Origin of the sequence: Pseudodesulfovibrio aespoeensis Aspo-2, from assembly GCF_000176915.2 — a bacterium.
In the GTDB taxonomy this organism is placed as follows: domain Bacteria; phylum Desulfobacterota; class Desulfovibrionia; order Desulfovibrionales; family Desulfovibrionaceae; genus Pseudodesulfovibrio; species Pseudodesulfovibrio aespoeensis.
This window is the reverse complement of record NC_014844.1, coordinates 1,851,473-1,877,037: the sequence shown is the minus strand read 5'-3', so window position 1 is coordinate 1,877,037 and position 25,565 is coordinate 1,851,473. Positions and strand designations below refer to the sequence as shown.

The following is a 25,565-nucleotide window of genomic DNA, read 5'->3' as shown; positions in this document are numbered from 1 at the left end:
ATGACCAAAGTTGATCTTTCGCAATTCAAGTTCGACGGGATGAACCGCGAGGCCATAGACGACCTCAACACCCTGTCGCAGGAGGACAAGGACCAGCTCCTCCTGGCCGGGGTGGTGGCCGACGAGTCCATGCGTTCGGCCTCGTACCTCCAGATGGACCACTCGGCGGTGCACTGCCAGTCCCACGACGAGGGCGTCGAGATACTCGACATCAAGGACGCGCTGAAGAAGTACGACGGCCTCGGGGAGTATTACTGGACGCTGGTGGACAAGGACAAGGACGAGTTCACCAGGGCGGCCAACGACAACCTGCACGGCGGCTACTTCATCCGCGTCAGGGCCGGGGCAAAGATCAAGGACCCGATCCAGTCCTGTCTCATGCTCAAGTCCGAGAATGTCGGCCAGAATGTCCACAACCTCGTGATCATCGAGGAGGGGGCCTCGGCCCATATAATCACCGGCTGCTCGGTGGCCCATGGGACCAAGGCGGGCGCGCATCTGGGCATCTCCGAATTTTTCATCAAGAAAAACGCCTCCCTGACCTTCACCATGGTCCACAACTGGGGCGAGAGCGTGGCTGTACGGCCAAGATCAGCGGGTGTGGTCGAGGAGGGAGGCACCTTCCTCTCCAACTACGTACTGCTCAAGGCGGTCAAGGATCTCCAGATGTATCCCTCGATCACCATGAACGGGGCCAACTCCGTGGCCCGTTTCAACTCCGTGGTGGTCGCGCCCAAGGGCGCGCATCTCGATCTGGGCAACCGCGTGATCATGAACGCGCCCAACACCCGGTGCGAGATCATCGCCAAGACCATCGCTGCCGGCGGCACCATCATCAACCGGGGCCATATCGGCGCACACGCCGTGCCGAGCAAGGGGCACCTGGAATGTCAGGGCCTTATCCTTGGCGATGGCCGCATCTGGGCCATCCCCGAACTGGACGGCACCGCCGAGGGTGTGGAGCTGTCCCATGAGGCGTCTGTGGGCAAAATCGCCCAGAACGAGATCGAATACCTCATGGCGCGCGGCCTGGACGAGGCCGAGGCGACCTCCACCATCGTGCGCGGCTTCCTGAACACGGACATCATGGGCTTGCCCGACAGGCTCCAGCGCGAGATAGACAAACAGATCGAGGAGTTGCAGGCATCCGACGCCATGTAGCCCTTGCCTGTTCGAATGCGTGAAGGCGAGGCCGGTCGGTCTCGCCTTTTTTGCGTCGCCCGTCCCTGGCGAGAACCGAATTAAATTCCAATTACCGCTTGAATAAAGGCGGTTGGCGTACTAAGCAAGGGGCTGCGTTGGATGGGCTTTCCGTCCGGGCTCGGAATGGTGCGGTTCCGGATCACGATTCACGAAGGGGGAGTGTGTTTTGATTTCGAAAAAGGATAAGATTCTGAGAGCGGCCCAGGAACTCTTTGCCCGCTACGGGTACGCTGGCACGACCATGAAGATGGTCGCCGAACAGGCGGGCGTCGCATCCGGGCTGGTTTTCCACTATTTTGACAGCAAGGAAAACCTTTTCATGGCCGCCGGCATCGAACTGGTGGACACCATGATCATTGTCCTGCGCGACAAGACCGCCAGTACGAAAAACGGCTGCGAGGCCCTTGGCGTCTTTGTCAAGGCATACCTCGACTTCACCATCGAGAATGAAAAAACGTTTCCGACGATCATACGGTGCTCACCGTTCAGCGACGACAATCCAGACCTGGACCGCCAGAAGATCGCCGCGAAGTTTCGTGGGCTGATCGACATCGTGGAGGAAATCCTGCGCCGGGGCATGGATGACGGTTCGATCCTCGACCTGCCCGTGACCCAGACGGCCTTCATGATCTATGCGAACATTGTGGGCGCGGTTCGCAACAGGTTCCTGACCCCCTACAACATCACCGGACTTTTCGAAGAGGCCAGGGAATTCGTCCTGCGGAGTGTCTGCGCGAAAAAGGCCAGCGATTCCTAGCCTTTGCTGGTTATGGTGGCGCGTTGCATGCCCGGCTACAAGGGACATCTGGCCGGGGGGCTGTTTTTCGGGATCATGGGGCTGGTGGGTGCCGGGCTGCTCGGCTGGCTGATCATCGACCCGCTCATCGGGGCGGGCCTGATCGGTTTTTGTCTTCTCGGCGCGCTGTTCCCGGATGTGGATACCGATTCCAAGGGACAGAAACTCTATTACATGGTCCTAGCTGGCGTTGATTTCGGCCTGATCGTGCAGCAACAGTACATGTGGGCTGCCTGGCTCGGTCTGCTGGCCATGTTTCCGGCCATGGGCTCGCATCGGGGGTGGACCCACACCTGGTGGGCCATGCTCCTGGTGCCGCTGCCCATCCTGCTCATCCCGGCCTTTATCTTCGAGATTGAGGCGGCAGAACCATTTGTGCCCTTTTACCTCGCGTTTTGCGCGGGATATTTCTCCCATCTGCTCCTGGACGGCGAGTTCCGATAGGTCGCCCGCCCTGCGGAGGACGGTCAGGAGGAGGGGGTGGCCAGGGAGCGGTAGAGAAGCATGTATTTGTCGGCCATGCTTTTGTCGGTAAACAGGCTGACCGAGGCCGTGCCGTTTTGCACCAGCGTTTGCGCCAGCTCGGGGTCGCGCACGATCCTGACGATGGCCTCGGCCAGTTCCCGCGCGTCGCGGTTGCGGAAGACCAGCCCGTTGTGTTCGTGGGTCACCAGCTCGAGGTTGGACGGGAGATCGGACGTGATCACGGGCGTGGCCGAGGCCCAACCTTCCTTGATCACGGCGTTGGACCCCTCGCCGTCCACGGACGGGACGGTCAGCACGTCGATCTCCGGCAGCACCTCGCGGCTGTCCCGATACCCCAGGAACAGGATGACATCGGCCAGCCCAAGCGTGTCGGCCTTGACCTTGAGTTCCTGAAACAGGGGGCCGTCGCCCGCGATAAGGCACTGCCAGTCGGGCATGGCCGCATGTTTCTTCAGTTCGGCCAGGGCCTCGATGAGCACCTCGAACCCCTTCTGGGTGCTCAGGGCGCCGACCGCGCCGATGGTCAACACCGGATGGTCGTTTTTGCCGGTGGAGTACATCTCGGCGTCTATGCCGCTGTGGATGGTGGAGGTCTTTTCCGCAGGAATGCCGCAATCCACCAGCACTTGCTGGATTTCGCGGCTGACGGCCACCAGCGCGTCCCCGGCCTCGTATTTGCGCCAGCTCCAGCCGCGCTTGAGACGGTAGGAGACGCGTCGGCTGTGGACCAGCTTGAAGCCGCCCAGCGCCTTGCGGGCCATGGCTGCCAGCGATGCTCCCTTGGCGTCGTTGGTGTGGACGATGTCCGGCCTGTGGGCCGAAATGATCCGGAACAGGCGCAGGATGTTGAGCGGATTGAGGTCGCTGAACGAGGGCAGAAGCAGATGGGCGATCCCTTCGGCGTCGAGCAGGGGAATGAGCGGCGACTTCACGGGCACGGCCACAATCGGGTCGAATCCGGGGGTGCGGGCAAGGGCGCGCGCCAGGTAGAACACCTGCCGTTGCCCACCGCGCATGATCTTGCCGAGATCAAGAAGCAGTATTTTCAAGTGGGAATCCTGTTATTTCAATATGCAGGAAGTCTCATTCGCGACTTCTTCAAGGCTTGAGCAGACCGTGAACCCGGCCCTGCGCATGGTTTCAATCTTGCGTCCGACACCGCCGCCTTTCTCCAGGATGGCGCCCGCGTGTCCCAGCCGTTTGCCGGGCGGGGCCGTGCGGCCTGCGATGAACGACACCACTGGTTTGTCAAAGCCGGTTCGGACGACGTATTCAGCCAGATTCTCCTCGGCTTGTCCACCGATTTCACCGAGCACGACCACGGCCCGTGTTGCCTCGTGATTGCGAAGCATTTCGAACACATCAGCATATTTAACGCCGATGAAGGGATCGCCTCCGATGCCCACGCACACCGATTGGCCGATGTTCGAGGCGGTCAATCGGGCCGAGACCTCGTAGGTCAGGGTGCCGCTTCGGGACAGGATGGCCACCGGTCCGGGCATGAACGGGTCCGTGGGCATGATGCCGATCTTGGTCTGGCCGGGCACGATGACGCCCGGCGTGTTCGGCCCCACCACCTGCGTGGGCGACGACTTGATCTGTTCGAACACGGCGAGCATCTCGTGCTGGGCTATGCCCTCGGTGATGCAGATGGTCCAGGGAATCTCGTTGCAGGCGGCTTCGAGCACGGCGTCGGCGGCCATGCGCGGCGGCACGAAGATGATGCTTGCCCCGATCTTGTGATGGCGCATGGCCTGGGCAACCGAGTTGTAGACCGGCACGCCGAGGATTTCCTGGCCCCCCTTGAAAGGGGTCACCCCGGCTACCACGTTGGCCCCGTAGGCCTGCATCAGCCGGGTGTGGAGCTGGCCCTCGCGGCCAGTGATGCCCTGGACCAGGATGGGGGTGTCGCGGTCTATTCCAAGGCTGGCCGTTGAAACGTGGCCGGTCGGCTGTGGCCGCGCCTCTGGCAGGGCGGTCTGCGGCGCGGGGAATTCGATGACCGGCGCGTCCTGGGGCTTGAGGGTTTCCAGGATGCGGATGGCGGCCTGCATGTCGCTGGCGATATGCACCGTGTCGCAGCCCATGGCCCGCAGCACCTCGATCCCGCCAGCCGCGTCGTTGCCCGACATGCGGGCCACGATGGGCTTGTCCGGCTCGCGGTCGCCCAGGGCTTCGCGCAGGGCCAGGGCGACGTTGCGGCAGGAGAGGATGCCGCCGTACATGTTGATGAACACGGCCCGGACCCTGGCATCGCCAAAGAGCAGCTCCAGGGCCGTGCGCATCCGGGTGTGATCGGCTGCGCCGCCGAGATCGAGAAAGTTGCGGGCCGGAAGGCGCGAGAAATTGAGCAGGTCCATGGTGGCCATGGCCAGCCCGGCCCCGTTGACCATCAGGCCGACCCAGCCGTCGAGCTTGACATAGGAAAGACCGGCCGCGCGGGCCACATTTTCTTCATGGCTGGCGTGCTCGGGCTGATAGTAGGTTTCCATGGCCGGATTGAGTTCGGCGAAGTTGTCGTCCACCTCCACCTTGCCGTCCAGTGCCAGGAACCGGTTGTCGCCAGTGAGGACCAGGGGATTGATTTCGGCCAGGAGCAGGCCGTTGTCGAGCATGGCCTTGAAGAACGTGGCGAGCAGGGCGGAGAAATCCCCGAACAGGGCCTTGTCCAGGCCGAGATGAAAGAAGGCCGCGCGAATCTGGTTGGCCGCCAGCCCTGCCGGGAGGTGTATCTCCTGCACCAGCAGGTTGGCCCTGCCGCCGGACTCGATCTCAACCCCGCCCTCGCGGCCCACGGTCAGCAGGATGCATCCCCGGCTGCGGGACACGGACAGCGACAGGTAGCACTCCCGGTCGATGATCACCGCAGGCTCGACGCGGATGAACGGGACGCTGTGTCCCTGGATGTTCAGGCCGAATATCCTGCGGGCCGTGGGTGCGAAGTCGTGCGCGTCGTCCACCCGCAGGACGCCGCCAGCTTTGCCGCGCCCGCCCGTAAGCGCCTGGGCCTTGAGAATCCAGGGCAGGGCAAAGTCCGGAACGACTGTCTCCTCGGAGCCGGGAAACACCGACAGCCCTTGGGGGACGGGGATTCCAGCTTTGTTGAACAGGGCCTTGCTCATGTGTTCGTTCAATAACATGCAGTGGTCCTCGTGCTAGAAGGTCGAAGCGGCGGCGGGATAAGCCGCTGCCGGGGGCGTGCCGCATTGCGGGCAGGCGGAATAGGGAGTATATACCCCATAAACGGCCAAGGTGCCAGGAGTTCCCATGTCGGATTTCAGTGATTATGCGGACCAGCTGCAAAGGGAAGTGGTGTCCGAAATGGCCGAGGGCTATTTTGGCGAGCGCAGGAATCTTGATGACATGATCACGGATTTCTACGCCATGGCTGATGAATTGCGTCAACAAATTAAAACGTTTGCCATGGCTGCTGCCCGGTTGCATCACCTGCTCCTCGATCGTCCCCTGATCTCGAATTTCTACCTGGAACTTGGGGTGGATCCGGTCTGCATCCCCTTTGCGGACGACGCGCCGGTCCCCATGTTCGGCAGCCTGCCCTTTGCCCTGACCGGCGCGGGCCGGTACGTGCGATGCGTCCGCAAGGCTTACGACCTCTTCCAGAAGGCGGTGCATGAGTATCTTCATGGGAAGTATTATGAAAAAGCCGGGGAAAAGGGGAGAAAACGGATGACGGTCAGCTATCTCGGACTCAGGGAGTTCGCGTCCCGGATCAATGACGAGGTTTTGCGGGTGAACCGGAACAGGACGCCCACGGATGCGCTGCGCTATGTCAAGGGGTTGGACCCGTCACAGGCCGAGCGCGAGCGGATCATTGGCGACGTGTCTTATGTCGACGGTGGCTGTCTGGACGTTGACCTTGGCTTTGTTCCGGTCGATTTTGACGGGCTGGGCCTGCCGGAAGTGCAGGACCTTGCGCCGCTCTTCAAGGTCAAGAGTGAGATCAGCCGGATGTGCCGGGCGATCCATCACGCCCGCAGCCGGGAGGCAGGCGCGGCCATGCTTTCTCTGGTCATGGCCAGGGACACGGCGTCGCGGGGGGGGTGAAGGATCAGATCAGATTGATCTTCTTCAGTTCGCTGACGAGTTTTTCCGAGGTCTGTTCCTTGGGAATGAAAGCGTCCGCCCCGCCGCGGAAAAAGGAACTGCTGATGTTCTTCACGTCCTTGTGGGCGGTCAGCATGATCAGCTTGAAGGCGTGGAGCGGGTTGATGCCGTTGCTCTTTTCTGTCTCGCGCATCCTGGCCACCACTTCGTGCCCGGTCATTCCGGGCATCTCTATGTCCATGATCACGGCGTCAAAGGGCTCGTTTTTGCGCAGATGGTGCTGGAACTGGAGCACCGCATCGCCCCCGCCCAGGGAAACCACGCAATCTGCGTAGCGCGATAGCGTCAGGGCGACCAGCTCGGCGAACCGCTGGTCGTCATCGACTATGAGAAATCGTTTTCCAGCCATGTGGAAGCACCTCCAGGCCAGCGGGCCTAGCCGTCGGCGTTGACTGTTTCCAGAATCTTCCCAAGGGTTTCAGGCACCTCGTCAAGGGTCACCTGACAGGTGCCGACCGTCTTGTGGCCCCCGCCGCCAAGGGAGAGCATGAGCTTGCCCACATCGGTCCCGCTGGTCTTGTTGAGGATCGAGTGGCCCACGGCAAAGACCACATTCTGCCGCTTGAATCCCCAGATGACGCGGATGCTGACGTTGCATTCCGGGAACAGGGTGTAGATCATGAACCGATTGCCGCAATGGATCGGATCCTGCCTGCGCAGGTCGAGCACCACGGCGTTGCCGTGCATTGTGGAGTTGTCCTTGAGCATGGTGATGAACCTGGGCTGGTCGGCCATGTATCTGGCGACCCTTTCCCGAACATCCGGCAGCTTCAGGATATCCTTGTCGGTCATGGTCCGGCAGTGGTCGATCATGTCGAGCATGAGCTGGTAGTTGCTGATGCGGTAGTCCCTGTAGCGGCCCAGGCCGGTGCGCGGATCCATGATGAAGCCGAGCAGTATCCAGCCCGTGGGGTTGGCGATCTCGTCGGCGTTCAGGCGGGCGGAATCCACCTTGTCCACTGCTTCGAGCATGGATATGAGGTGGTCGGGAAATTTGTCAGCCCCGTAGTAATCGTAAATGACCCGCGCGCAGCTGGGCAGGGGCTGGCTCGCCCCCTCGAAGACTATGTCGCCAAGCCGCTCCCGCTCGCTGGTGTGGTGGTCGAACCAAAGCCCGCAGCCAGGGACATAGGGAACGTTGGCGAGCACGTCGTCTTTCGAGACCTCCACCTTGCCGTCCTGGAGATCCTTGGGGTGGGCGAAGAGATAGTCGTCGATGATGCCGAGGTGCCTGAGCAGGGTGGCGCAAGCCAAACCGTCGAAGTCTGATCGGGTCACAAGTCTCATGAAAAAACTCCGTTTTGCCGGATTGTTGCCTATGATGCTTCAGTAGGGTTCGTAACAAATAACACCAAACGCTCTGCGTTTCCAGTGGGCATGTCAAGATGTGAGGATTATTTTCTGCTGCGACCAGCCAGGGCCTGGGCGCGCAGTTCCCGCAGCCTCCTGCCCGACTCCGGGCCGAGATTGCGCTGCGTCTCGTCCAGGCGGCTCGCCAGCACGGTCCTCAGGTCAAGCGCGGCCAGATGCCAGTGATCCTCGTCCTGATCGGCGGCGACAAGCCTGAAGAGTTGCCGGGTCACCCGCGAGAGGTGCAGGTCCATGAGCATGTCCACCTTGGTGCCGGGTCGAAGCTCTCTGTAGCGCGCCGCGGTCATGTGCCACTGCGCGCCCTTGCGTCCGGCCAGGGCATGGGCGTTGGAAAGGCGGATGCGCCGGGCCAGGGTGTCCGCCATGTCGGCCCCGCGTTGGTCATGGTCGTGATGGCTGGGCAATATGTCCTTTGGCGTCGAGGTCTTGCCGATGTCGTGGCACAGCCCCATCCAGACAGCCATGCCGTCTCCGGCAAGGCTGTCCATGACCCGGCAGGTGTGCTCAAGCACGTCAGTGTCGTGATAGGGCAGGGGTCCGGCTGGAATGTTCATGCTTTCCTTGAACTCTTTGAACCACGGCTCAAGGCAGCCGGCCCGGCCCAGCAGGCGCAGGTAATTGCCCGGTGAGGCCGTTTGCAGGGCCTTGATGGTCTCCTGGCCCACCCGGTCGGCAGGGAGAGGGGCGAGCAGCCCTGTGTCCGCCACCAGCCGCATGGTTTCCACCAGCTCGTCGTGGGGCGTGAAGTCGGGCAGCTTGGCCCAGAATCTGGCGGCCCGGAACACGCGCAGGGGATCGCTGAGGAACGACTGGCGCGAGGCCGGGCGAAGGGTGCGCGAGTGCAGGTCGTCCAGGCTGTCCGGGTGGCAGATGAGGTCGCCGTCCTCGTCGAGGAGCATGGCATTGACAGTCAGGTCGCGTGATCGTAGTTCTTGCTCGACGGCCACCTCTCGCGGGAAGGAGAACTCAAGGCCGTCGAGCAGGAAGACCGGGAAGGTCCGGCCCACCTCACGGCTGTTGGGAAAACGGTCCGTGAATTCCTGCCTGGTCGCGCCAGTGACCAGATAGTCCCTGTCGTTGATGGGCCTGCCCAATAAAAGATCGCGGACCGCGCCGCCAGCCAGATAGACGTTCATTTGATTCTTTCTAGCACAAGGTAACTCATGCTGCCACCTGGAATTCTTGCCTGGATATCAGGCCATGGGGAGAGCGTCTCGCCCACAACGGTGCAGGCGTTGGCCGGTGCGCATCCGTCCTGGGCTGTGGACATGGCCGCCCATGGCCCATGGGACGAGACCGTGGATGCCGATGGAGCGGGCCGGTTTCTCAAGGCGGCCCAGGCTTCGGTCGCGGACACAACCATTGTCGTGGCCGGGGAGTGCATCTCCACCATGGAGGCGGCGCGGGCGCTGGCCGTGTCCGGACATCTCGGCCCATGGGGCGCGGTCCTGGCCGTGCGCCAGACAGGCGGACGCGGCCAGCTCAGGCGGCCCTGGGTGTCATCGCCCGGCAATGTCCATGTCTCGCTGATCCTGCCCGGACTGCCTGACCAGGGTTTGTGGCGCGGGGCGGCCCCGGACCTGCTGCCCCTTGTCGCCGGACACATGTGCGCCGAGGTGCTCGATACCCTGGGCGCGGACATCCGGCTCAAGTGGCCCAACGATCTGCTCCAGTCGGGTCGCAAGGTGGGCGGCATGCTCATCGAGGAGCGAAATGGACTGGTTGTTCTGGGGGTTGGCCTCAATGTTGTCGAGTCTCCGCCGGACGGCCTGATGCGCGAAGATCATTCTGTGTCGGCGGGCGTTTTGGGAATTCCGCACCATGCGGGCGGCGCGCTGGCCCTGTGCGAAACCCTTGTGAACCGTGGAAGAAATGTGTATGCAGCCTTGTTCGACGGGGTGGAGCCGTCACGATTCCTGACAGTGGTGGCGAACCGTCTGGCCTGGTATGGCCGGACCATTCGTGTCCGCGAAGGGGAGCACGAAGATTATCATGCTGAAATTGCTGGCCTTTCACCAAAAGGCGGGCTCATTTTGCGGAGGGCGGGCAGAGAGGTGGTTCTCTACTCCGGTTCCATATTTCCCCTGTAGGTTCCGTTTTCGAGGCGAAGCGGGGCCTATGCGACGTTTTACGGTCACACATGTCCAAGGAGATCAGTGAATTCCATGAAGCCGAAGACCTTTGAAGAGGTTCTTGAAGAGGTCAAGGGAAAGCGGATTCTTGTCGCCAACCGCGGAATCCCTGCCAGGCGCATCTGCCGTTCGATCACCGAGATGTTCAACGCCAAGGCGATCATGACCGCCACCGACGTGGACAAGACCTCTCCGGCCACGTCGGGTGCCAACGAGCTGCTCATGCTCGGCTCCGATCCCCGCGCCTATCTCGATCTTGACAGGGTCATCCGGGAGGCCAAGGCCAGCGGGATCGTGGCCATCCATCCCGGCTGGGGCTTCGGCGCCGAGGACGATTCCTTCCCCGCCAAATGTGAAAAGGCAGGGCTTCTCTTCATCGGTCCTCGCCAGGAGCCCATGCGCATCCTCGGCAACAAGGTCGCGGTGCGCAAGCTGGCCATCGAGCTGGGGGTGCCTGTGGTGCCCGGCTCCGACGGCGCTGTCTCCATCCCCGAGGCGCGCGAGATCACCAAGAAGATCGGCTTCCCGGTCATGCTCAAGGCCGAGGGCGGCGGCGGCGGACGCGGCATCTACGAGGTGTACAAGGACTCGGAGCTGGAGAACGCCTTTGCCAAGGCGTCCGCCCTGGCCCAGGCGTCCTTCGGCAACCCGCGCCTGTATGTGGAAAAATTGCTGACCTCTGTCCGGCACATCGAGATCCAGGTCATCGCCGACCACTACGGCAATGTCTTCTGTTTCGACGAGCGCGACTGCTCGGTGCAGCGCAATCATCAGAAGCTCATCGAGATCACGCCTTCGCCCTGGCCCAAATATTCCGAGGCCTTGCGCACGCAGCTCAAGGAATACTCCAAGCGGCTCGTCTCGGCTGTGGGCTATTACTCGCTAGCCACTGTGGAATTTCTCGTGGCTGCCGACGGCACTCCCTACCTGATCGAGGTCAACACCCGGCTCCAGGTGGAGCACGGCATCACCGAATGCCGCTACGGCATCGACCTGGTCGAGGAGCAGATCGCCATTGCCTTCGGCTCGACCCTGCGCTTTTCCGAGGAGAGCACCAAGCCCTACCAGTGGGCGTTCCAGTGCCGCATCAACTGCGAGGATCCGCAGAAGAACTTCGATCCCAACTCCGGGCGGATCACGCGCTATGTGTCGCCCGGCGGCCAGGGCATCCGCATCGACTCCTGCGTGGGCGACGGCTACCGTTTTCCGTCCAACTATGATTCCGCGGCCGCGCTGCTCATCTCCTACGGCAATTCGTGGAACAAAGTCGTGGCGCTCATGAAACGCGCCCTGCGCGAGTACATGATCAGCGGGGTCAAGACCACGGTTCCGTTCCACCGCAAGATCGTGGAGCATCAGAAGTTCATCGAGGCAGACTACGACACCAATTTTGTGCGTCACAACTACGCCGAACTCATGGATTATTCAGACAGAGAGCCCGACTCTCTGCGCATGACACGCCTCGTGGCCGAGATTTCGGCCATGGGCTACAACAAATATGTGCGGCTGGGCGAATACAGGGGCCGCGACGACAAGCGGGTTGGCCGCTTTGAGCTGGCCGAACCGCCCGAGGTCGCCACCTGGTTCGAGCCGCGCATCACGCGCGGCATGGACCGGGACGCCATCCTCGACACCCTGCGCACGGACCGCGAGGCGGGCATCGTCCACATGACGGACACCACCACCCGCGACATCACCCAGTCCAACAGCGGCAACCGCTTCCGCCTCGCCGAGGACAGGATCGTCGGTCCGACCTTGGACAAGTGCGGCTTTTTCTCCCTTGAGAACGGCGGCGGGGCGCACTTCCACGTGGCCATGCTCGCCAACATGACCTATCCCTTCTCCGAAGGGGCCGAGTGGAACAGGTTCGCGCCCACCACCTTGAAGCAGATCCTCATCCGCTCGACCAACGTGCTCGGCTACAAGCCGCAGCCAAAGAACGTCATGCGGCTTACCGGCGAGATGATCAACGAGCACTACGATGTCATCCGCTGTTTCGACTTCCTTAATCATATCGAAAATATGCGTCCATTTGCCGAGGTGGCGCTCAACTCCTCGAAGAACATCTTTGAGCCGGCCCTGTCCCTGTCGTGGGCCAAGGGATTCGGCGTTGAGCGGTACATGGCCGTGACCGACGAGATCCTCGCCATGTGCGCCGATGTGGCGGGCGTGAGCCTCAAAAAGGCCGAGCGGATGATCATCCTGGGCCTCAAGGACATGGCGGGCGTGTGCCCGCCCCGGTTCATGCGCGAGTTGATCGGGACCATCCGGGCCAAGTACCCGGAGTTGGTCATTCACAGCCACCGTCACTACACGGACGGCCTGTTCGTGCCCACCATGGGCGCGGCAGCCGAGGCGGGCGCGCATATTGTGGACGTGGCCGTGGGCGCCTCGGTGCGCTGGTACGGCCAGGGCGAGGTGCTCTCCACCGCCGCCTACATCGAGGACGAGATCGGGCTCAAGACCCACCTCGACAAGGACATGATCCGCTCGACCAACTTCCTGCTCAAGCAGGTCATGCCCTATTACGACCGCTACACGGCCCCGTATTTCCAGGGCATCGACCACGATGTGGTCCGTCACGGCATGCCCGGCGGCGCCACCTCGTCGTCCCAGGAGGGCGCGCTCAAGCAGGGCTACATCAAGCTTCTGCCCTACATGCTCAAATTCCTTGCCGGAACCCGCAAGGTGGTGCGTTATCACGATGTGACCCCCGGATCGCAGATCACCTGGAACACCGCGTTCCTGGCCGTGACCGGGGCCTTCAAGCGCGGTGGCGAGCGCGAGGTGCGCCGGCTGCTCAATGTCCTCGACATCGTCAACCTTTGCAACGAGGCGGACCTGACCGATCTTGAGCGTGACGCGAGGCTTGATCTCTACCGCGACTCCAATGACGCCTTCCGCAACCTGCTGCTCGGCAAGTTCGGCAAGCTGCCGCTGGGCTTCCCGGCAGACTGGGTCTACCAGTCCGCCTTTGGCAAGGGGTGGGAGACCGCCATCGCCGAACGGACAGAGGCTTCGCCCCTGACCACCCTGGTGGATGTCGATCTGAACGCCGAGCGCGAGGCGTTGCAGGCCCGGCTGCACCGTCATCCCACCGAGGAGGAGTTCATCATGTACCTGAACCACCCCGGTGACGCCATCAACACCATCGAGTTCTGCGAGAAGTTCGGCAATATCAATAACCTGCCGGTCGATGTCTGGTTCGAGGGGTTGGAGAAGGGCGTGGTGCTCAACTTCCAGGGCAACTGCCGCAAACCCCACATCATGCGCATCCTCGACATCTCCGAGCCCGATGAGAACGGCATGGCCGTGGTCCGCTACGTGCTCGATTCGGAGATCATGAGCCATCAGGTGCGCGTGAGCGAGCCGGAAGTGGGCGGCAAGGACAGGACCGAGATGGCCGACCCCTCCAACATCTTCCATGTAGGCTCGCCCAGCAACGGCGACCTCTGGGTCACCCATGTGCGGCCCGGCGACAGGGTCAAGGTGGGCGAGGAGCTGTTCAACATATCCATCATGAAGCAGGAGAAGTCGATTCTCGCCCCCATCGACGGCGTGGTCCGGCGGGTCATCAAGTCCGCCAACTACACCGAGGATCGGAAGATGGTCCCGGTGGTGGAGGGCGAACTGCTCGTGGTGCTCGGTGCCTCGGCAGGTGTGTGCCCCACCTGCAAGTTCGAGGTGCCAAGCGAGGAGTGCAACTTCTGCCCCCATTGCGGTCAGAAGATGTAGGGAAATCCCCCTGTTTTCGGCAGGGGGATTTTTCATGCCTCCGCGCGAGCGATGCGGCGCGTTTTTTCCCGGTGTATCATTGACGGGGAGTGGGATTACCCTGTAAACGGGTAGACCAGAGAAGAATTGGGATTGCTCTTTGATTGTTCACTAATTATTAGCAGGGAGCCGTGGGCCTCGGACCGGAGGGGATTGGGATTCCGCTTCGGACCGCACGGTATTTCCAGGAGGAAGAAATGGCCAAGACCCAGAAAAAGCCCGCTCAGAAGGCTGAAGAAAGCAAAGCCGTCGCCGCAGGGGCAAAAACTGAGAGTCTCAAAGAGAAGTTGGTTCTCAACGGCGCCGATATCACTCTGATAGGCGAAGAAGCTGAACTTATTGTCGGCGGCAAGAACTACAACACCGCCATAATCAGTCAGGTCCAGGGCATCAGGGCGCCCGAATTCAGGGCCATTTCCTCACATGCATTTCATACCGTTCTCGACGACACCAAGGTCAACGCCGCCGTTGTCCGGGCCACTGTGGACAAGGAGTACAACCAGGTGGACTGGCGCTCCGACGAGGCGAACCAGGACTCGGAATTCCTGCAGAAGTTCGTCCGCCACGTAGGCCGCAAGATCCGCGAGCAGTCGGCCAAGCAGTCGGGCACGCCCATCAGGCTGCGCACGTTCATCAACAACGTGGTCGAAGGGTTTGCCACCTCGCCGGAGGGCATCGACCAGCTCAGGAAACGGTCGGTCCTTGTCCAGTCGGCCATCCTCTCTGTGGACATACCCGAAATCGTCGGCAATGAGGTCAAGGGCGCATACCTGTCCATCTGCAAGGACGCGGGCATGGACGACGTTCCCGTGGCCGTGCGCTCGTCCGCAGCGGGCGAGGACAGCCGCAAGAAGGCCTTTGCCGGACTTCAGGACACCTATCTCAACATCATCGGGGCCGACGAGTGCCTCGAAGCCTATCAGTGGGACTGCGGTTCGGCCTACAACCTGCGCTCCATGACCTACCGCCGCGAGGCGATCCTCGACGCCATCACCAAGGCCGAGGAGACCGGCGACAACACCATTGCCGAGACCGCCAAGCGGGAGTGGGCCATTGAGCACACCTCCCTTTCCGTGTGTATCATGCGCATGATCAACCCGGTCATCTCCGGCACCGCCTTCAGCGCGGACACGGCCACCGGCTGTCGCGGCACCGACCGCAACGACCTGGTGTCCATCGACGCCAGCTACGGCCTGGGCGAGGCGGTGGTGGGCGGCATGGTCACCCCAGACAAGTTCTACGTGTTCCAGCGCGACGGGGGCCGCGAGGTCGTCATTCGCTACATGGGCTGCAAGGAAAAGAAGATCGTCTACAAAGAGGACGGCAGCGGCACCCATGTGGTGAAGGTGCCTGACAACGAGGTCTCCCGCTGGGCGCTCTCCATTGCCCAGGCCGAGATGGTGGCCCAGGGCGTGCGCGCCATTTCCAATGCTTACGGCCACATGATCATGGACACCGAGTTCTGCATCGACAAGACTGACCGGCTCTGGTTCGTCCAGGCGCGGCCAGAAACCCGCTGGAACGAGGATTTCGAGCTCCATCCTGACACCATCTTCATGCGCCGTCTCGAAGTGGACAAGAAGGCCATCGAATCCGCCGAGGTCATCCTCGAAGGCAACGGCGCCTCGCGCGGAGCCGGGCAGGGCACGGTCAAGTACCTGCGCTCCGCACTGGAGCTGAACAAGATCAACAAGGGCGACATCCTGGCCGCCGAGCGCACCGATCCGGACATGGTGCCGGGCATGCGCATCGCCTCGGCCATCCTGGCCGACGTGGGCGGCGACACCAGCCATGCGGCCATCACCTCGCGCGAGCTGGGCATCCCGGCCATCATCGGCATCCAGCGTCTCGAAGCCCTGCGCGCCCTCGACGGCCAGCAGATCACCGTGGACGGTTCGCGCGGCAAGGTCTATCGCGGCGAACTGCCTCTGGTGCAGGTGGGCGGCGAGATCGACCTCGCCGAACTGCCCGCCACCAAGACCAAGGTTGGCCTCATCCTGGCCGACGTGGGGCAGGCCCTGTTCCTCTCCCGGCTGCGCACCGTGCCCGATTTTGAGATAGGCCTGTTGCGCGCTGAGTTCATGCTCGGCAACATCGGCGTCCATCCCATGGCCCTTGAGGCCTATGACAAGGACACCCTCAATGATCTGGTGGAGGAAAAGATCCAGCAGATGGACAACCGCCTGACCAAGGTCATGAAGGAGCAGCTGGCGGACGGCCTGATCCGGATGCCGCTCAAGCTGCGCGAATACGTCGGCCTGATCACCGGTCTGTCGGGCCAGATGGATTCCCTGGCCGAGCAGGAAGGATCGCGCAGCACCGATCAGGTGCTGGCCATGCACCGCAAGCTGCGCGAGATGGACCACAAGCTCGACGAGCACCTTTCCTTTGCCACCGATCGACTGGACGTGCTCAAGACCTCCATCGACCTTGAGGCGCACGTGGCCGTCATCCTCGGCCACCACGACGTGCTCGAATCCATGCCCGAGCCGCGCAGCGAGGCGTGGAAGGTCCGGCAGGAACACGAGCAGATCGTGGCCGATTACGTCAAGCGGCTCAAGAACAACCCGGAGATAGTGGCCTATCTCGATCAGGTGACCGCCCTGCGCGAGGAAGTGGCCCTCAAGATGGGCCTGAAGTCCGAGATGGACGAGGTGGCCACGCTGCCCGACCGCATCCGGCATCTTCTGGAGGCGCGCGGCTACACCTCGGGCAAGGAGAACTACATCCAGACCCTGGCCCAGGGGCTGGCCCTCTTTGCCATGGCCTTCTACGGCAGCAACATCGTCTACCGGACCACGGACTTCAAGTCCAACGAGTACCGGAACCTGCTGGGCGGTCTGCTTTTTGAGGCCCACGAAGACAACCCCATGATCGGCTACCGGGGCGTGTCGCGCAACATCCACGACTGGGAGCTCGAGGCCTTCAAGCTGGCCCGGGGCATTTACGGCGGCAAGAACCTGAGCATCATGTTCCCGTTTGTGCGCACCCTGGAAGAGGCCCGGAGCATGAAGCGCTACCTCAAGCAGGTCCACAACCTGGAATCGGGCCGGGACAACCTCAAGGTCATCCTCATGGCCGAGATTCCGAGCAACGCCATTTTGTGCAAGGAGTTCCTCCAGGAGGTGGACGGCTTCTCCATCGGTTCCAACGACATGACCCAGATGGTGCTGGCCACGGACCGCGACAACGCGAGCCTCCAGCACATCTACGACGAAGAGGACCCGGCGGTGGTCTGGGCCATTCTCTCGGCCATCTTCGCCGGACAGAAGGCGGGCAAGAAGGTCGGCTTCTGCGGCCAGGGCGTCAGTAACAGCCTCATCCTGCGCGGGCTGGTGGCCATTGCCGGCATCGTGTCCGCCTCGGTGGTGCCCGACACCTACCAGCAGACCAAGTTCGACATGGCCGCCGTGGAGGCCGAGAACATCAGGCCCAGCGACCTGGGTGGCTGGCTCAAGAAGCAGCACATGAAGCGCTTGTGCGAGCTGCTGGAAACCAACAGCTACGGGCATATTCTCAAGAAATACAAGTCCCCTGAGGACTTCATGGAGTGGTACGAAGGCGAGCTGGACCGCTTCAGCGAGCAGCTTCGCGAGCACATGGAGACGCCCAAGGAGGAGTTCTACCGCCAGGAAATGCAGCAGTTCCGCAGCATGTTCCACAAGCCGGTCATCTACGCCAGCTGGGAGTGGCACAACACCGTGGAGGATGCCATGCACCATGCCGGTTTTGCCACCTTCGAGGAGCAGGAGCAGGCGCTTGAGGCGCAGCGCGCCAAGTCCTGGTAGTCCGGCCCGCTCACCCTGAATCAACAAAGGCCCCCCATGTGAGACATGGCGGGGCCTTTTCGCGTCGTTTCGGGCAGAGGTCAGAAGGTTCTGGCGATCTCCAGGGCCTTTTCAATGGCCGTGGCCTTGGAGGCGTCGCGCGGGCCGTCGCCAGCCAGGGTGGGTTGCACGGCCACGCTCTGCACGTCGGTGATGCCGATGAAGCCGAGATAGAAGGCCATGTAGTCCTGCTGAAAGTTGTAGGGCGAGCCATCGGGGTAGTCGCCGCCGCGGGCATAGGCGATGAACGCCCTGGCCTTGACCAGTCCCTTGTAGCCCTGGTCCGTGGATTCGAAGGTGTAGGTGGGCTGGGCCACGATGTCCATGTAGTGCTTGAGCCGGTAGGGCAGGGAGAAGTTCCACATGGGAATGGCGAAGACATACTTGTCTGCGCTCTTGAAGTCCGTGATCACCGCTTCCACCGCGCTCCACGCCTTCCTGTCGGCCTCGGAAAAGGGGCGGCCATGCATGATGTTGTACTTGCCAGCCAGGGTCGGCCCGTCAAGGGTGGGAAGGTCCATGGCAAAGAGGTCGCGCTCCAGAATAACTGCCTTGGGGTCGGCGGCCCGGCAGGCCGCGATGAACCGCTCGGCCACGGCGATGGAATGGGAGCGCTGGCCGCGGGGCGACGCCTTGATGAACATGATTTTGGTCATGGGGATCTCCTGGCTGGGGGTGAATGCGAAAGGAAAGGCGTCGGTGCGCCCGGCAGGGCTAGACGACGATGTCGGCGATGGAACCGTTGCCGCTCATGACGGTGTTGTTGACCGCCTGCTGGGTGTCGTAGTCGGTGCCGGTGGAGCTGAAGTCTGTCCCGGAGCCGAAGAACTCGCTGGTTCTCGACGCCACCTCGGCACCGGCCACGGTCTGTTCCATGGAATCCACGCCGCCCCGGTTCACCGACGAGAAGATGGTGCTGGTGGTATCCGAGACGGTTTCAGCCCCGCGCATCAGGTTTTCGGTCAGCGCGGATACGGATTCTGTCGATATGCTCATGCCGGACATGGCTGCCTCCGTGGTGGGTGTGAGTCTCATGGACAATATGCACCACGAATGAACGCCTGGCAAGGGGGAGGGGAGAACGCAAAAACGCCCCCGCCCGTCGGGAGACGGGGGCATCGGCGATCAGCGTTGCGCGGTCGGTCAGGATCGCGCGTCGATGAATCCGCGGTCGAGGCTTTCGAGCGACTTGGAGAGCTTGATCATGTCGTCGCTGGGAATCTTGCGGATGGTCTTCCCTTCGTTGTTCACGATCTCCACCTGCACGGTGTCATTCTCTTCGATAATGTTGAACTTCAACTTGACGTTGTTCGCTTCGAGAACCTTTTCGATATCGGCGGCCAGGGCTGTTGCCTCGTCCTTGGAGAGCGTGTGCGGCCTGTTGGCAAGCGCATTCTCACCACTCCTGTTCACAGCCAATGGAGCCGTTTCGGATTCTGCGTCACGAGCAGGAGCCCGGACCTTTGCCTGGGCCGGAGCAACGCTCTCCGAGCGCAAACTCTGCCTGATATCATTGGATATTTCGGAGAAATTCATGGTCTCCCTCCCTGGTGTTACACGAATACTCCCCACCTGATTCGCCTTTCACGTCTGTATTATCGGCAATTGAGACACAATCTTTAGACTCCGGGGTGCGGGCGGCTCCGGCCCGGGCGGTTTCGGCAAATCAATTGACGCCGAATTGAAACTTGAATATGATTATATGACTGCAAAATAAGTATCAAATTCAATTTGCCGAGCGCAGTTCGTCCGCGTCATGTCCGCATCACTCACCATTATTGCGCAGGGTTGAAATGCCTTTTTTCCTCAAACACCATTTTGACCCCGACGTGGATCAGCAAAGCCTTCGGCCCGAGCACCAGGAAGACGGGAGCGTCGATCATTATGAATTGAATTTTGTTCATAATGTCGAGGCCGGGGCCGTGATCGCCCAGTGGGAGGAGCTGAGCGACGAGGCGGCCCGCAGCGCCGATCCCCGGTTCCTCCACCAGGACAAGATGTTCCCAGCCGGGAAAGGGACCGGCATCAAGCGCAGGGACCCCGACAATCTCTACGCTGCGGTGAGCGGCTATGTCTGCTATCAGGATGGTCGGATCGTGGTCAACGACACCCTGACCCTGCCGTCTGAGGTGGATTTCCATACCGGCAACATCAATTTCGTCGGCAACGTGATCATCGGCGGCTCCGCGCGAGGGGGGTTCGCCATCCGGGGGCGCGATATCACCATCCAGGGGCAGATCGAGGGGACGCGCATCGAGGCCCTGCGCGATCTGAACTGCCGGGGCGGCGTCAAGGGAGCCAAGACCGCGTTTCTCGAAGCTGGCAGGAGCATGAAACTCGCCTTTTGCGAATACGGCACCCTCAAAGCCAGGGAGGACATCCTGATCAAGGGGGCGCTGATGCACAGCAACGTGTACGCCGGACGCAAGCTGGCTGTTGGCGGCAGGCTGACCGGCGGCACCATTTATTGTCACGAGTATATCTATGTCGGCGAGCAGCTCGGCGGCGGCCTGGACACGGACACCGCGCTGGTGGTGGGGTATGATCCGGCCCTGCTTTTCACCGATGTCGAGTACGAGACCCGGATCGACAGACTGCACACCGACATCACGATCCTTGAGAAGGCGCTGGGCAAGGGCCGGGACCATAAGCGCGAATATGCCGAAAAGCTTGAGTCCGCCCGGCGCGAGCTAGACCTGCTCAAGCTGCTCAAGGTCAAGCTGTGGGAAGGCATCCGGGGCACCGAGCAGGTGGACCAATGCAAGGTGCTGGTGCCCGGCCTGGTCAAACCCGGTGTGGAGATAAGTATCGGTTCCGCATTTTTGAAGGTGGATGATTATCTTGAGGACGTCTATTTTTACCATGAGAACGATGAAGTCAAAATCGGCACATCGGTCCATAAGCTTAGAAGATAAAATATGGATATAGCAACTTTAATCGGGCTTGTCGGGGCCTTTGGACTGGTTTTTGCGGCCATCTTCATGGGCGGAAACGCCGCAGGCTTTGTGGACATCCCCTCCATTGCCATCGTCGTCGGCGGCACTTTTGCCGTCACCTTTGTCATGTTTCCGCTGGGCGTGGTCATCGGGACCATCAAGGTGGGGCTCAAGACATTGATGATCAAATCCAACGATCCCCAGAACATCATCCGACTCATCACCTCGCTGGCCGACACAGCCCGCAAGCAGAGCCTCGTCTCCCTGGAGAAGGTCGCCATTGATGATCCGTTTCTCAAGAAAGGGGTCATGCTGGTGGTGGATGGGTCGAGCGAGACCCTGGTCCGGTCGGTCATGGAGATCGAGCTTGATTTCATGCGGCAGCGGCACAGGCAGGGGCAGTCGGTCTTCAAGGGCATGGGGACGATGGCTCCCGCCTTTGGCATGATCGGCACCCTGATCGGTCTGGTGAACATGCTCTCCAATCTCTCGGACCCGTCCTCCATCGGCCCGGCCATGGCCGTTGCCCTGCTGACCACGTTCTACGGGGCGGTCCTGGCCAACTGCGTCTTTCTCCCCATGGCCACGAAGCTGGAGGAGCGCTCGGCCGAGGACGCCCTGTTCATGCAGATCATGATCGAGGGTGTGGCTTCGCTGCAACGCGGCGACCACCCCACAGTGGTCAAGGAAAAGCTCCAGGCGTTCCTTGCGCCAGCCATGCGCGAGCAGGCCTAGGGTTTTTGGTCCGGTGAATCATGGCCAGGAAAGCGGAAGAAGTCGTCCAGAGAAAACCCCTGCGGGAGCCGCCCCGCGACGAGGGACTCCCGCCTTGGATGGCGACATTTGCCGACATGATGACGCTTTTGCTGTGCTTTTTCGTGCTGCTCCTGTCCTTTGCCGAGCAGAGCGAGGAGAAGTACCGCGATGCCCTGGGCTCGCTCAAGGGGGCCTTTGGCGTTAGAGAGCTGCGGACCGTGTCTGACGACATGGCCCCGTTCAACACCAGTCAGTCTTCCAAGGAGCTCATGGCGAAGATTTCCACGGACGAGCGGCTGCTGCTCGGAGTGGTCATGCGCATCAAGTCGCTGATGGAAGACGAGGATATCAAGCTCAAGGAAGGAACCGGCGTTGCGGCGGATCGGGACGGCGTGATCTTCAGCGCCGATTCCGCCATGCTGTTCGCGCCCGGCACGGCTGATCTGGCCGCCGATGCGGACACGGTGCTGGACAAGGTCGTCACGGTGCTCAAGGACTACAATCTCAGCCTGGTGGTGCGCGGCCATACTGATGACCGGCCCATATCCACGCTCAAGTTTCCGTCCAACTGGGAATTGTCGTCGGCCAGGGCCGCCGTGGCCCTCGATTACATCCTGCGCGAGAGCGGCATCGGGATCAGCCGGGCCAAGGCCGTGGGCTATGCCGACACCCGGCCAGCTGCGCCCAATGATTCAGACGAAAACCGCCTCAAAAACCAGCGCGTCGAATTCTACCTGCACATGCCCCAGCGCGATGCGTGGTAGCCGGTAGAAACCATGGCCGACAAGAAATCCGAATCCAAGCCGCAGCCCGAGCTTCAGGCCGGTGTCAAGCCCTCGCAGCCGAAGCCGGACCCGGGCATCCCGGCGTGGATGGCGACCTTCGCCGACATGGTGACACTCCTGCTGTGCTTTTTCGTGCTGCTCCTGTCGTTCACCAATACCGACATCACCAACTTCCGGCTGCTGATGGGGTCCATCCAGGAGGCTCTGGGCGTCCAGTACGAGGACAGTGGAGCCCTCTCCAACCCCTTTGCCGATTCGTCCTTCAAGGAGCGGCAGAGCGTGCGCGAGAACCGCGAGATCGTCGAGGTCGGCGCGCGCCTCAAGGATTTCATCCGGGCCAGGGATCTGACCAGCATGGCCCGCGTGAGCAGCGACAAGTCGGGCGTGATGCTCCGCTTCAACAACAGCGCCATGTTCCAGAGGGGATCAGCCGAACTGTCGCCCCAGGCGAAACCGGCGCTTGAGGTGGTCATTGCCGGGATGGAAAACAAGAATTTCAACCTGGTCATCAACGGACACACGGACAGTGAAACCCCGGAGTCGGACCTCTACACATCCAACTGGGAGCTTTCAGCGGCCCGTGCGGCCACCTGTCTGCGCTACATCCTGACCCACTCGGACATCTCGGCCAACCGCATGAAGGCCGTGGGCTATGCCGGGGCAAAACCCATCGTGCCGAGCACATCCGAGGAAAACAGGCAGATCAACAGGCGGGTCGAATTCTTCTACATGCCCGTGGGCCGCTCCAAATGGTAGTGTGCCGGTCGCCGGTCAGGCGATGATGCGGGACAAGACCTCGGCAAGCTGCTCGAAGGACACGGGTTTGGCCACGTAGTCGTTCATGCCCGCCTTGAGGAAGGCCTCCCTGTCGGCAGGCATGGCATGGGCCGTCAGGGCGATGATGGGGATGGACGCGACCCCGGCCAGGGACGGCGCGGTGCGGATCATCCTGGTGGCTTCCATTCCGTCCATCACTGGCATCTGTATATCCATGAAAACACAGTCGAAGATGCTTCCCTTGAGCATTTCAAGGGCCTTTTCGCCATTGGGTGTGCAGGTGGGGAAGTGGCCCATCTTCTCCAGCATGCGGCTGATGGCCAGCTGATTGACCCGGTCGTCCTCGACCACCAGGATGGCCAGCCCGGTGCGCTCGCGGAGCACGGGCCGGGGCGGCTCGTCGACCTGGTCGTCGCCCTTGGGCAGGCTGAGCTGGAGGGTCACGTAGATGGTTGTGCCCATGCCCGTCTCGCTGTCCACGGCTATGGTGCCGTTCATGGACCACACAAGGCTGCGGACGATGCCAAGGCCCAGGCCGGTGCCTTGGTACTGGCGGGTGTAAGTGCCGTCCACCTGGGTGAACGATTCGAAGACGTAGTCTATTTTATCCGACGGGATGCCAATTCCCGTATCTTTGATGACAAGCAGGACCGTGACCCTGCCGGGCCGGGGGGTGACAGGGAGGATGCTTGCATGCACGCTGATATGCCCCTGGTCGGTGAATTTGACTGAGTTTCCCAACAGGTTGAACAGGATCTGGCGAATGCGCACCTCGTCGCCGACAAGGGTTTTCGGAAACCCGGGCTCCATATCCATGGTCAATTCGACCCCCTTGGCCTCTGTCGAGTGCCTGAAGAAACGGTAGATGGTCTCCAGCACTTCGTTTGTCGAAAAAGGGGCGTCGAGGAGAGTGAGCCTGCCCGCCTCGATCTGGGCGATGTTGAGGATGTCGTTGATGACGTTGAGCAGCACCTTGCTCGAACTGATGGCCGTGTCGATGTATTCCGCCTGTTCGGGCTTGAGCCGCGTCTCGCGGGTCAGTTGGAGCATGCCCAGGATGCCGTTGAGCGGCGTACGCAGCTCGTGGCTGATGTTGGTGAGAAATTCCGTCTTGCTCTGGTTGGCCGCCTCTGCGGAATGCTTGGCCTCCATGAGCGCCTGCTGGGTGGCCTTGCGCTCGGTGATGTCTTCGGCCACTCCGGCCTGGCGGACACTGCCGCCGCGTTCGTCGCGGACCGGAAATGCCTGGGCGCGGATCCAGCGCTCGCCGCCGTCGGGCAGGGTGATCCGGAATTCCTCGTCGACCTCGATTCCTTCGACCCTGAGTGCCGAGAATGCCTCGATGACAGACAGCCGGTCTTCGGGCTTGATGGCCAGGAAGAATGTCTCCGGGTTGTCGTGGAGCGACTGGCGTGAGCGGCCCCAGATGGCTTCGTAGGAGGGGCTGGCGTAGATGATCCTGCCGTTCGCCAGTTCGCTGATCCAGTAGAATTCGTGAATGCTCTCGACGAGTTGTCTAAACCGCTCCTCGCTCTCCTTGATCTGGCTCTCGCGCTGGGTCATCTGCATGACCATTTCGTCGAATTTGTGCTCGATGATGGCCAGTTCGGCGAAAGTCTGCTTGTTTGACCGTTGATGGTGGTAATTTCCTCGCGCAGTCTGTTCGATGAATTCCGTGAAAGCGGCAAAGGGGCTGATGATGGTCTCGCGCAACCGGTATTTGAGCATGTTCACGAACAGGAAGAAGGCGAGCAGAATCAGGCTCAGGAGAATGATGATCGGGGTGATGATGGGCAGGAACACCTCGCTGGCCGGTTTGGCTATGAGGATGATCCAGTCGAGCCGGGGGATGCGCGAGACCGTGCCGATGTAGTATGTGCCGTCGTCGCCAAAGAGGGCCGTGTTGCTTCCGCTGTTGCCCACGCTGTGCAGGATGTCGAGGTTTCCGATGTTGTCCTGGATGGCGACCCTGTGGAGATCGGGGTGGGAGACGAGGTTGCCGTATCTGTCGCTGAGAATGACGCGGCCCCCGCTGGGCGGAAGCAACTCCTCGATGTGGCGCTGGAACGCGCTCATGCTCAGTTCGCCGACCAGCACATTGCCGCTTGGCGTCCGCAAGCCTATGTAGACCACGACATTGTGACTGGTCGGGGATCTGATGGGGTTGGAGATGATCGCCGGGATTTCAGTGACCCGTTCAAGGAACAGCTGCATGGTCAGCAAGTCGCTCCCGGCTGGCGAGGAGCTGAGAACGCGGCCCTGGGGATCAAGATAGGCAAGCCCCTCCACATGCGGATAGGACCTGAGGAAATTGGCAAGCGCCGTCGTATACCAGAAGGGGTCGTAGCGCTCCAGGGCCGTTGCGAGGTTGCCAATGGCGGCCTCGGCGTCCGTGACGTGGGTGGTGATCTGCTTGCTCAAGGACTGGGCCAGGATCGTGTTTCGCAGTTCGAAATCACGGGTTTTCTCATAGGCGATATATCCGCCCAGCAGCAGGATGAAAAAGAGGCTTGGAACAAGCACCCACCGCATCAGGTTCCGCTGGAGCAGATTGTTCAGGGAGAGTGTCGGCATGGTGGGTGTCGCATCTGGTCGCA

Annotated in this window: 20 protein-coding genes; 11 read left to right on the top strand and 9 right to left on the bottom strand. The window is 61.6% G+C overall.

Features of this window, described 5'->3' with window-relative positions; translation table 11 throughout:
• The 3 genes from DAES_RS08475 (at window position 1) to DAES_RS08465 (ending at window position 2,443) form a co-directional block, all read left to right on the top strand.
• Complete coding sequence (locus DAES_RS08475) at window positions 1–1,161, top strand: SufB/SufD family protein (protein ID WP_013514618.1); 1,161 nt, start codon at window positions 1–3, stop codon at window positions 1,159–1,161.
• Between the two features lie 208 nt (window positions 1,162–1,369).
• On the top strand, window positions 1,370–1,960 hold the full coding sequence (locus tag DAES_RS08470; protein ID WP_013514617.1) for a TetR/AcrR family transcriptional regulator: 591 nt from the start codon (window positions 1,370–1,372) through the stop codon (window positions 1,958–1,960).
• 27 nt (window positions 1,961–1,987) lie between these two features.
• Window positions 1,988–2,443, top strand: coding sequence for a metal-dependent hydrolase (locus DAES_RS08465; RefSeq protein WP_013514616.1), 456 nt, complete (start codon window positions 1,988–1,990; stop codon window positions 2,441–2,443).
• Between the two features lie 23 nt (window positions 2,444–2,466).
• Here DAES_RS08465 and DAES_RS08460 read toward each other — a convergent pair whose 3' ends face one another.
• Both DAES_RS08460 and sucD read right to left on the bottom strand, forming a co-directional pair.
• A complete protein-coding gene (locus DAES_RS08460; protein WP_013514615.1) occupies window positions 2,467–3,534 on the bottom strand; it encodes a glycosyltransferase family 4 protein in 1,068 nt (355 codons plus the stop codon).
• Between the two features lie 12 nt (window positions 3,535–3,546).
• Window positions 3,547–5,625, bottom strand: a complete 2,079-nt coding sequence (gene sucD / locus DAES_RS08455) for a succinate--CoA ligase subunit alpha (protein ID WP_013514614.1) — start codon at window positions 5,623–5,625, stop codon at window positions 3,547–3,549.
• Window positions 5,626–5,752: 127 nt separating this feature from the next.
• On the opposite strand from sucD, the gene DAES_RS08450 reads away from it, so the two are divergent.
• Complete coding sequence (locus DAES_RS08450) at window positions 5,753–6,550, top strand: hypothetical protein (RefSeq protein WP_013514613.1); 798 nt, start codon at window positions 5,753–5,755, stop codon at window positions 6,548–6,550.
• Window positions 6,551–6,554: 4 nt separating this feature from the next.
• Here DAES_RS08450 and DAES_RS08445 read toward each other — a convergent pair whose 3' ends face one another.
• From DAES_RS08445 to DAES_RS08435, 3 genes are all read right to left on the bottom strand, one after another.
• Entirely contained in the window at window positions 6,555–6,959 is a 405-nt protein-coding gene (locus tag DAES_RS08445) for a response regulator (protein ID WP_013514612.1), read from the bottom strand.
• Between the two features lie 26 nt (window positions 6,960–6,985).
• Entirely contained in the window at window positions 6,986–7,897 is a 912-nt protein-coding gene (locus DAES_RS08440) for an exopolyphosphatase (protein ID WP_013514611.1), read from the bottom strand.
• Between the two features lie 107 nt (window positions 7,898–8,004).
• Complete coding sequence (locus tag DAES_RS08435; protein ID WP_013514610.1) at window positions 8,005–9,117, bottom strand: HD domain-containing protein; 1,113 nt, start codon at window positions 9,115–9,117, stop codon at window positions 8,005–8,007.
• Between the two features lie 27 nt (window positions 9,118–9,144).
• On the opposite strand from DAES_RS08435, the gene DAES_RS08430 reads away from it, so the two are divergent.
• The 3 genes from DAES_RS08430 to DAES_RS08420 all read left to right on the top strand — a co-directional run bounded on the left by DAES_RS08430 (window position 9,145) and on the right by DAES_RS08420 (window position 17,675).
• Window positions 9,145–10,071 carry a biotin--[acetyl-CoA-carboxylase] ligase gene (locus DAES_RS08430; RefSeq protein ID WP_013514609.1) on the top strand — a complete coding sequence of 309 codons (927 nt, stop codon included), beginning with the start codon at window positions 9,145–9,147 and terminating at the stop codon, window positions 10,069–10,071.
• Between the two features lie 75 nt (window positions 10,072–10,146).
• On the top strand, window positions 10,147–13,848 hold the full coding sequence (locus tag DAES_RS08425) for a pyruvate carboxylase (protein WP_013514608.1): 3,702 nt from the start codon (window positions 10,147–10,149) through the stop codon (window positions 13,846–13,848).
• 236 nt (window positions 13,849–14,084) lie between these two features.
• Complete coding sequence (locus DAES_RS08420) at window positions 14,085–17,675, top strand: PEP/pyruvate-binding domain-containing protein (protein ID WP_013514607.1); 3,591 nt, start codon at window positions 14,085–14,087, stop codon at window positions 17,673–17,675.
• Window positions 17,676–17,755: 80 nt separating this feature from the next.
• Here DAES_RS08420 and DAES_RS08415 read toward each other — a convergent pair whose 3' ends face one another.
• From DAES_RS08415 to DAES_RS08405, 3 genes are all read right to left on the bottom strand, one after another.
• Window positions 17,756–18,370, bottom strand: coding sequence for an FMN-dependent NADH-azoreductase (locus DAES_RS08415; protein WP_013514606.1), 615 nt, complete (start codon window positions 18,368–18,370; stop codon window positions 17,756–17,758).
• A 58-nt stretch (window positions 18,371–18,428) separates the two neighbouring features.
• On the bottom strand, window positions 18,429–18,749 hold the full coding sequence (locus DAES_RS08410; protein WP_173358452.1) for a hypothetical protein: 321 nt from the start codon (window positions 18,747–18,749) through the stop codon (window positions 18,429–18,431).
• Window positions 18,750–18,857: 108 nt separating this feature from the next.
• The gene (locus DAES_RS08405) at window positions 18,858–19,250 is read right to left on the bottom strand and encodes a flagellar protein FlaG (RefSeq protein WP_013514604.1); all 393 of its coding nucleotides are present in this window, start codon (window positions 19,248–19,250) and stop codon (window positions 18,858–18,860) included.
• A gap of 257 nt (window positions 19,251–19,507) precedes the next feature.
• On the opposite strand from DAES_RS08405, the gene DAES_RS08400 reads away from it, so the two are divergent.
• From DAES_RS08400 to DAES_RS08385, 4 genes are read left to right on the top strand one after another with little or no spacing between them, the layout of a single operon-like run.
• Window positions 19,508–20,629, top strand: coding sequence for a FapA family protein (locus DAES_RS08400; protein WP_013514603.1), 1,122 nt, complete (start codon window positions 19,508–19,510; stop codon window positions 20,627–20,629).
• Between the two features lie 3 nt (window positions 20,630–20,632).
• Window positions 20,633–21,385, top strand: coding sequence for a motility protein A (locus DAES_RS08395; RefSeq protein WP_013514602.1), 753 nt, complete (start codon window positions 20,633–20,635; stop codon window positions 21,383–21,385).
• Between the two features lie 20 nt (window positions 21,386–21,405).
• On the top strand, window positions 21,406–22,170 hold the full coding sequence (locus tag DAES_RS08390) for a flagellar motor protein MotB (RefSeq protein WP_013514601.1): 765 nt from the start codon (window positions 21,406–21,408) through the stop codon (window positions 22,168–22,170).
• A 12-nt stretch (window positions 22,171–22,182) separates the two neighbouring features.
• The gene (locus DAES_RS08385; protein ID WP_013514600.1) at window positions 22,183–22,947 is read left to right on the top strand and encodes an OmpA family protein; all 765 of its coding nucleotides are present in this window, start codon (window positions 22,183–22,185) and stop codon (window positions 22,945–22,947) included.
• Window positions 22,948–22,962: 15 nt separating this feature from the next.
• Here the strand turns inward: DAES_RS08385 and DAES_RS08380 are convergent, their stop codons facing one another.
• Window positions 22,963–25,542 carry an ATP-binding protein gene (locus tag DAES_RS08380; RefSeq protein WP_157864826.1) on the bottom strand — a complete coding sequence of 860 codons (2,580 nt, stop codon included), beginning with the start codon at window positions 25,540–25,542 and terminating at the stop codon, window positions 22,963–22,965.
• Window positions 25,543–25,565: the final 23 nt, after the last annotated feature.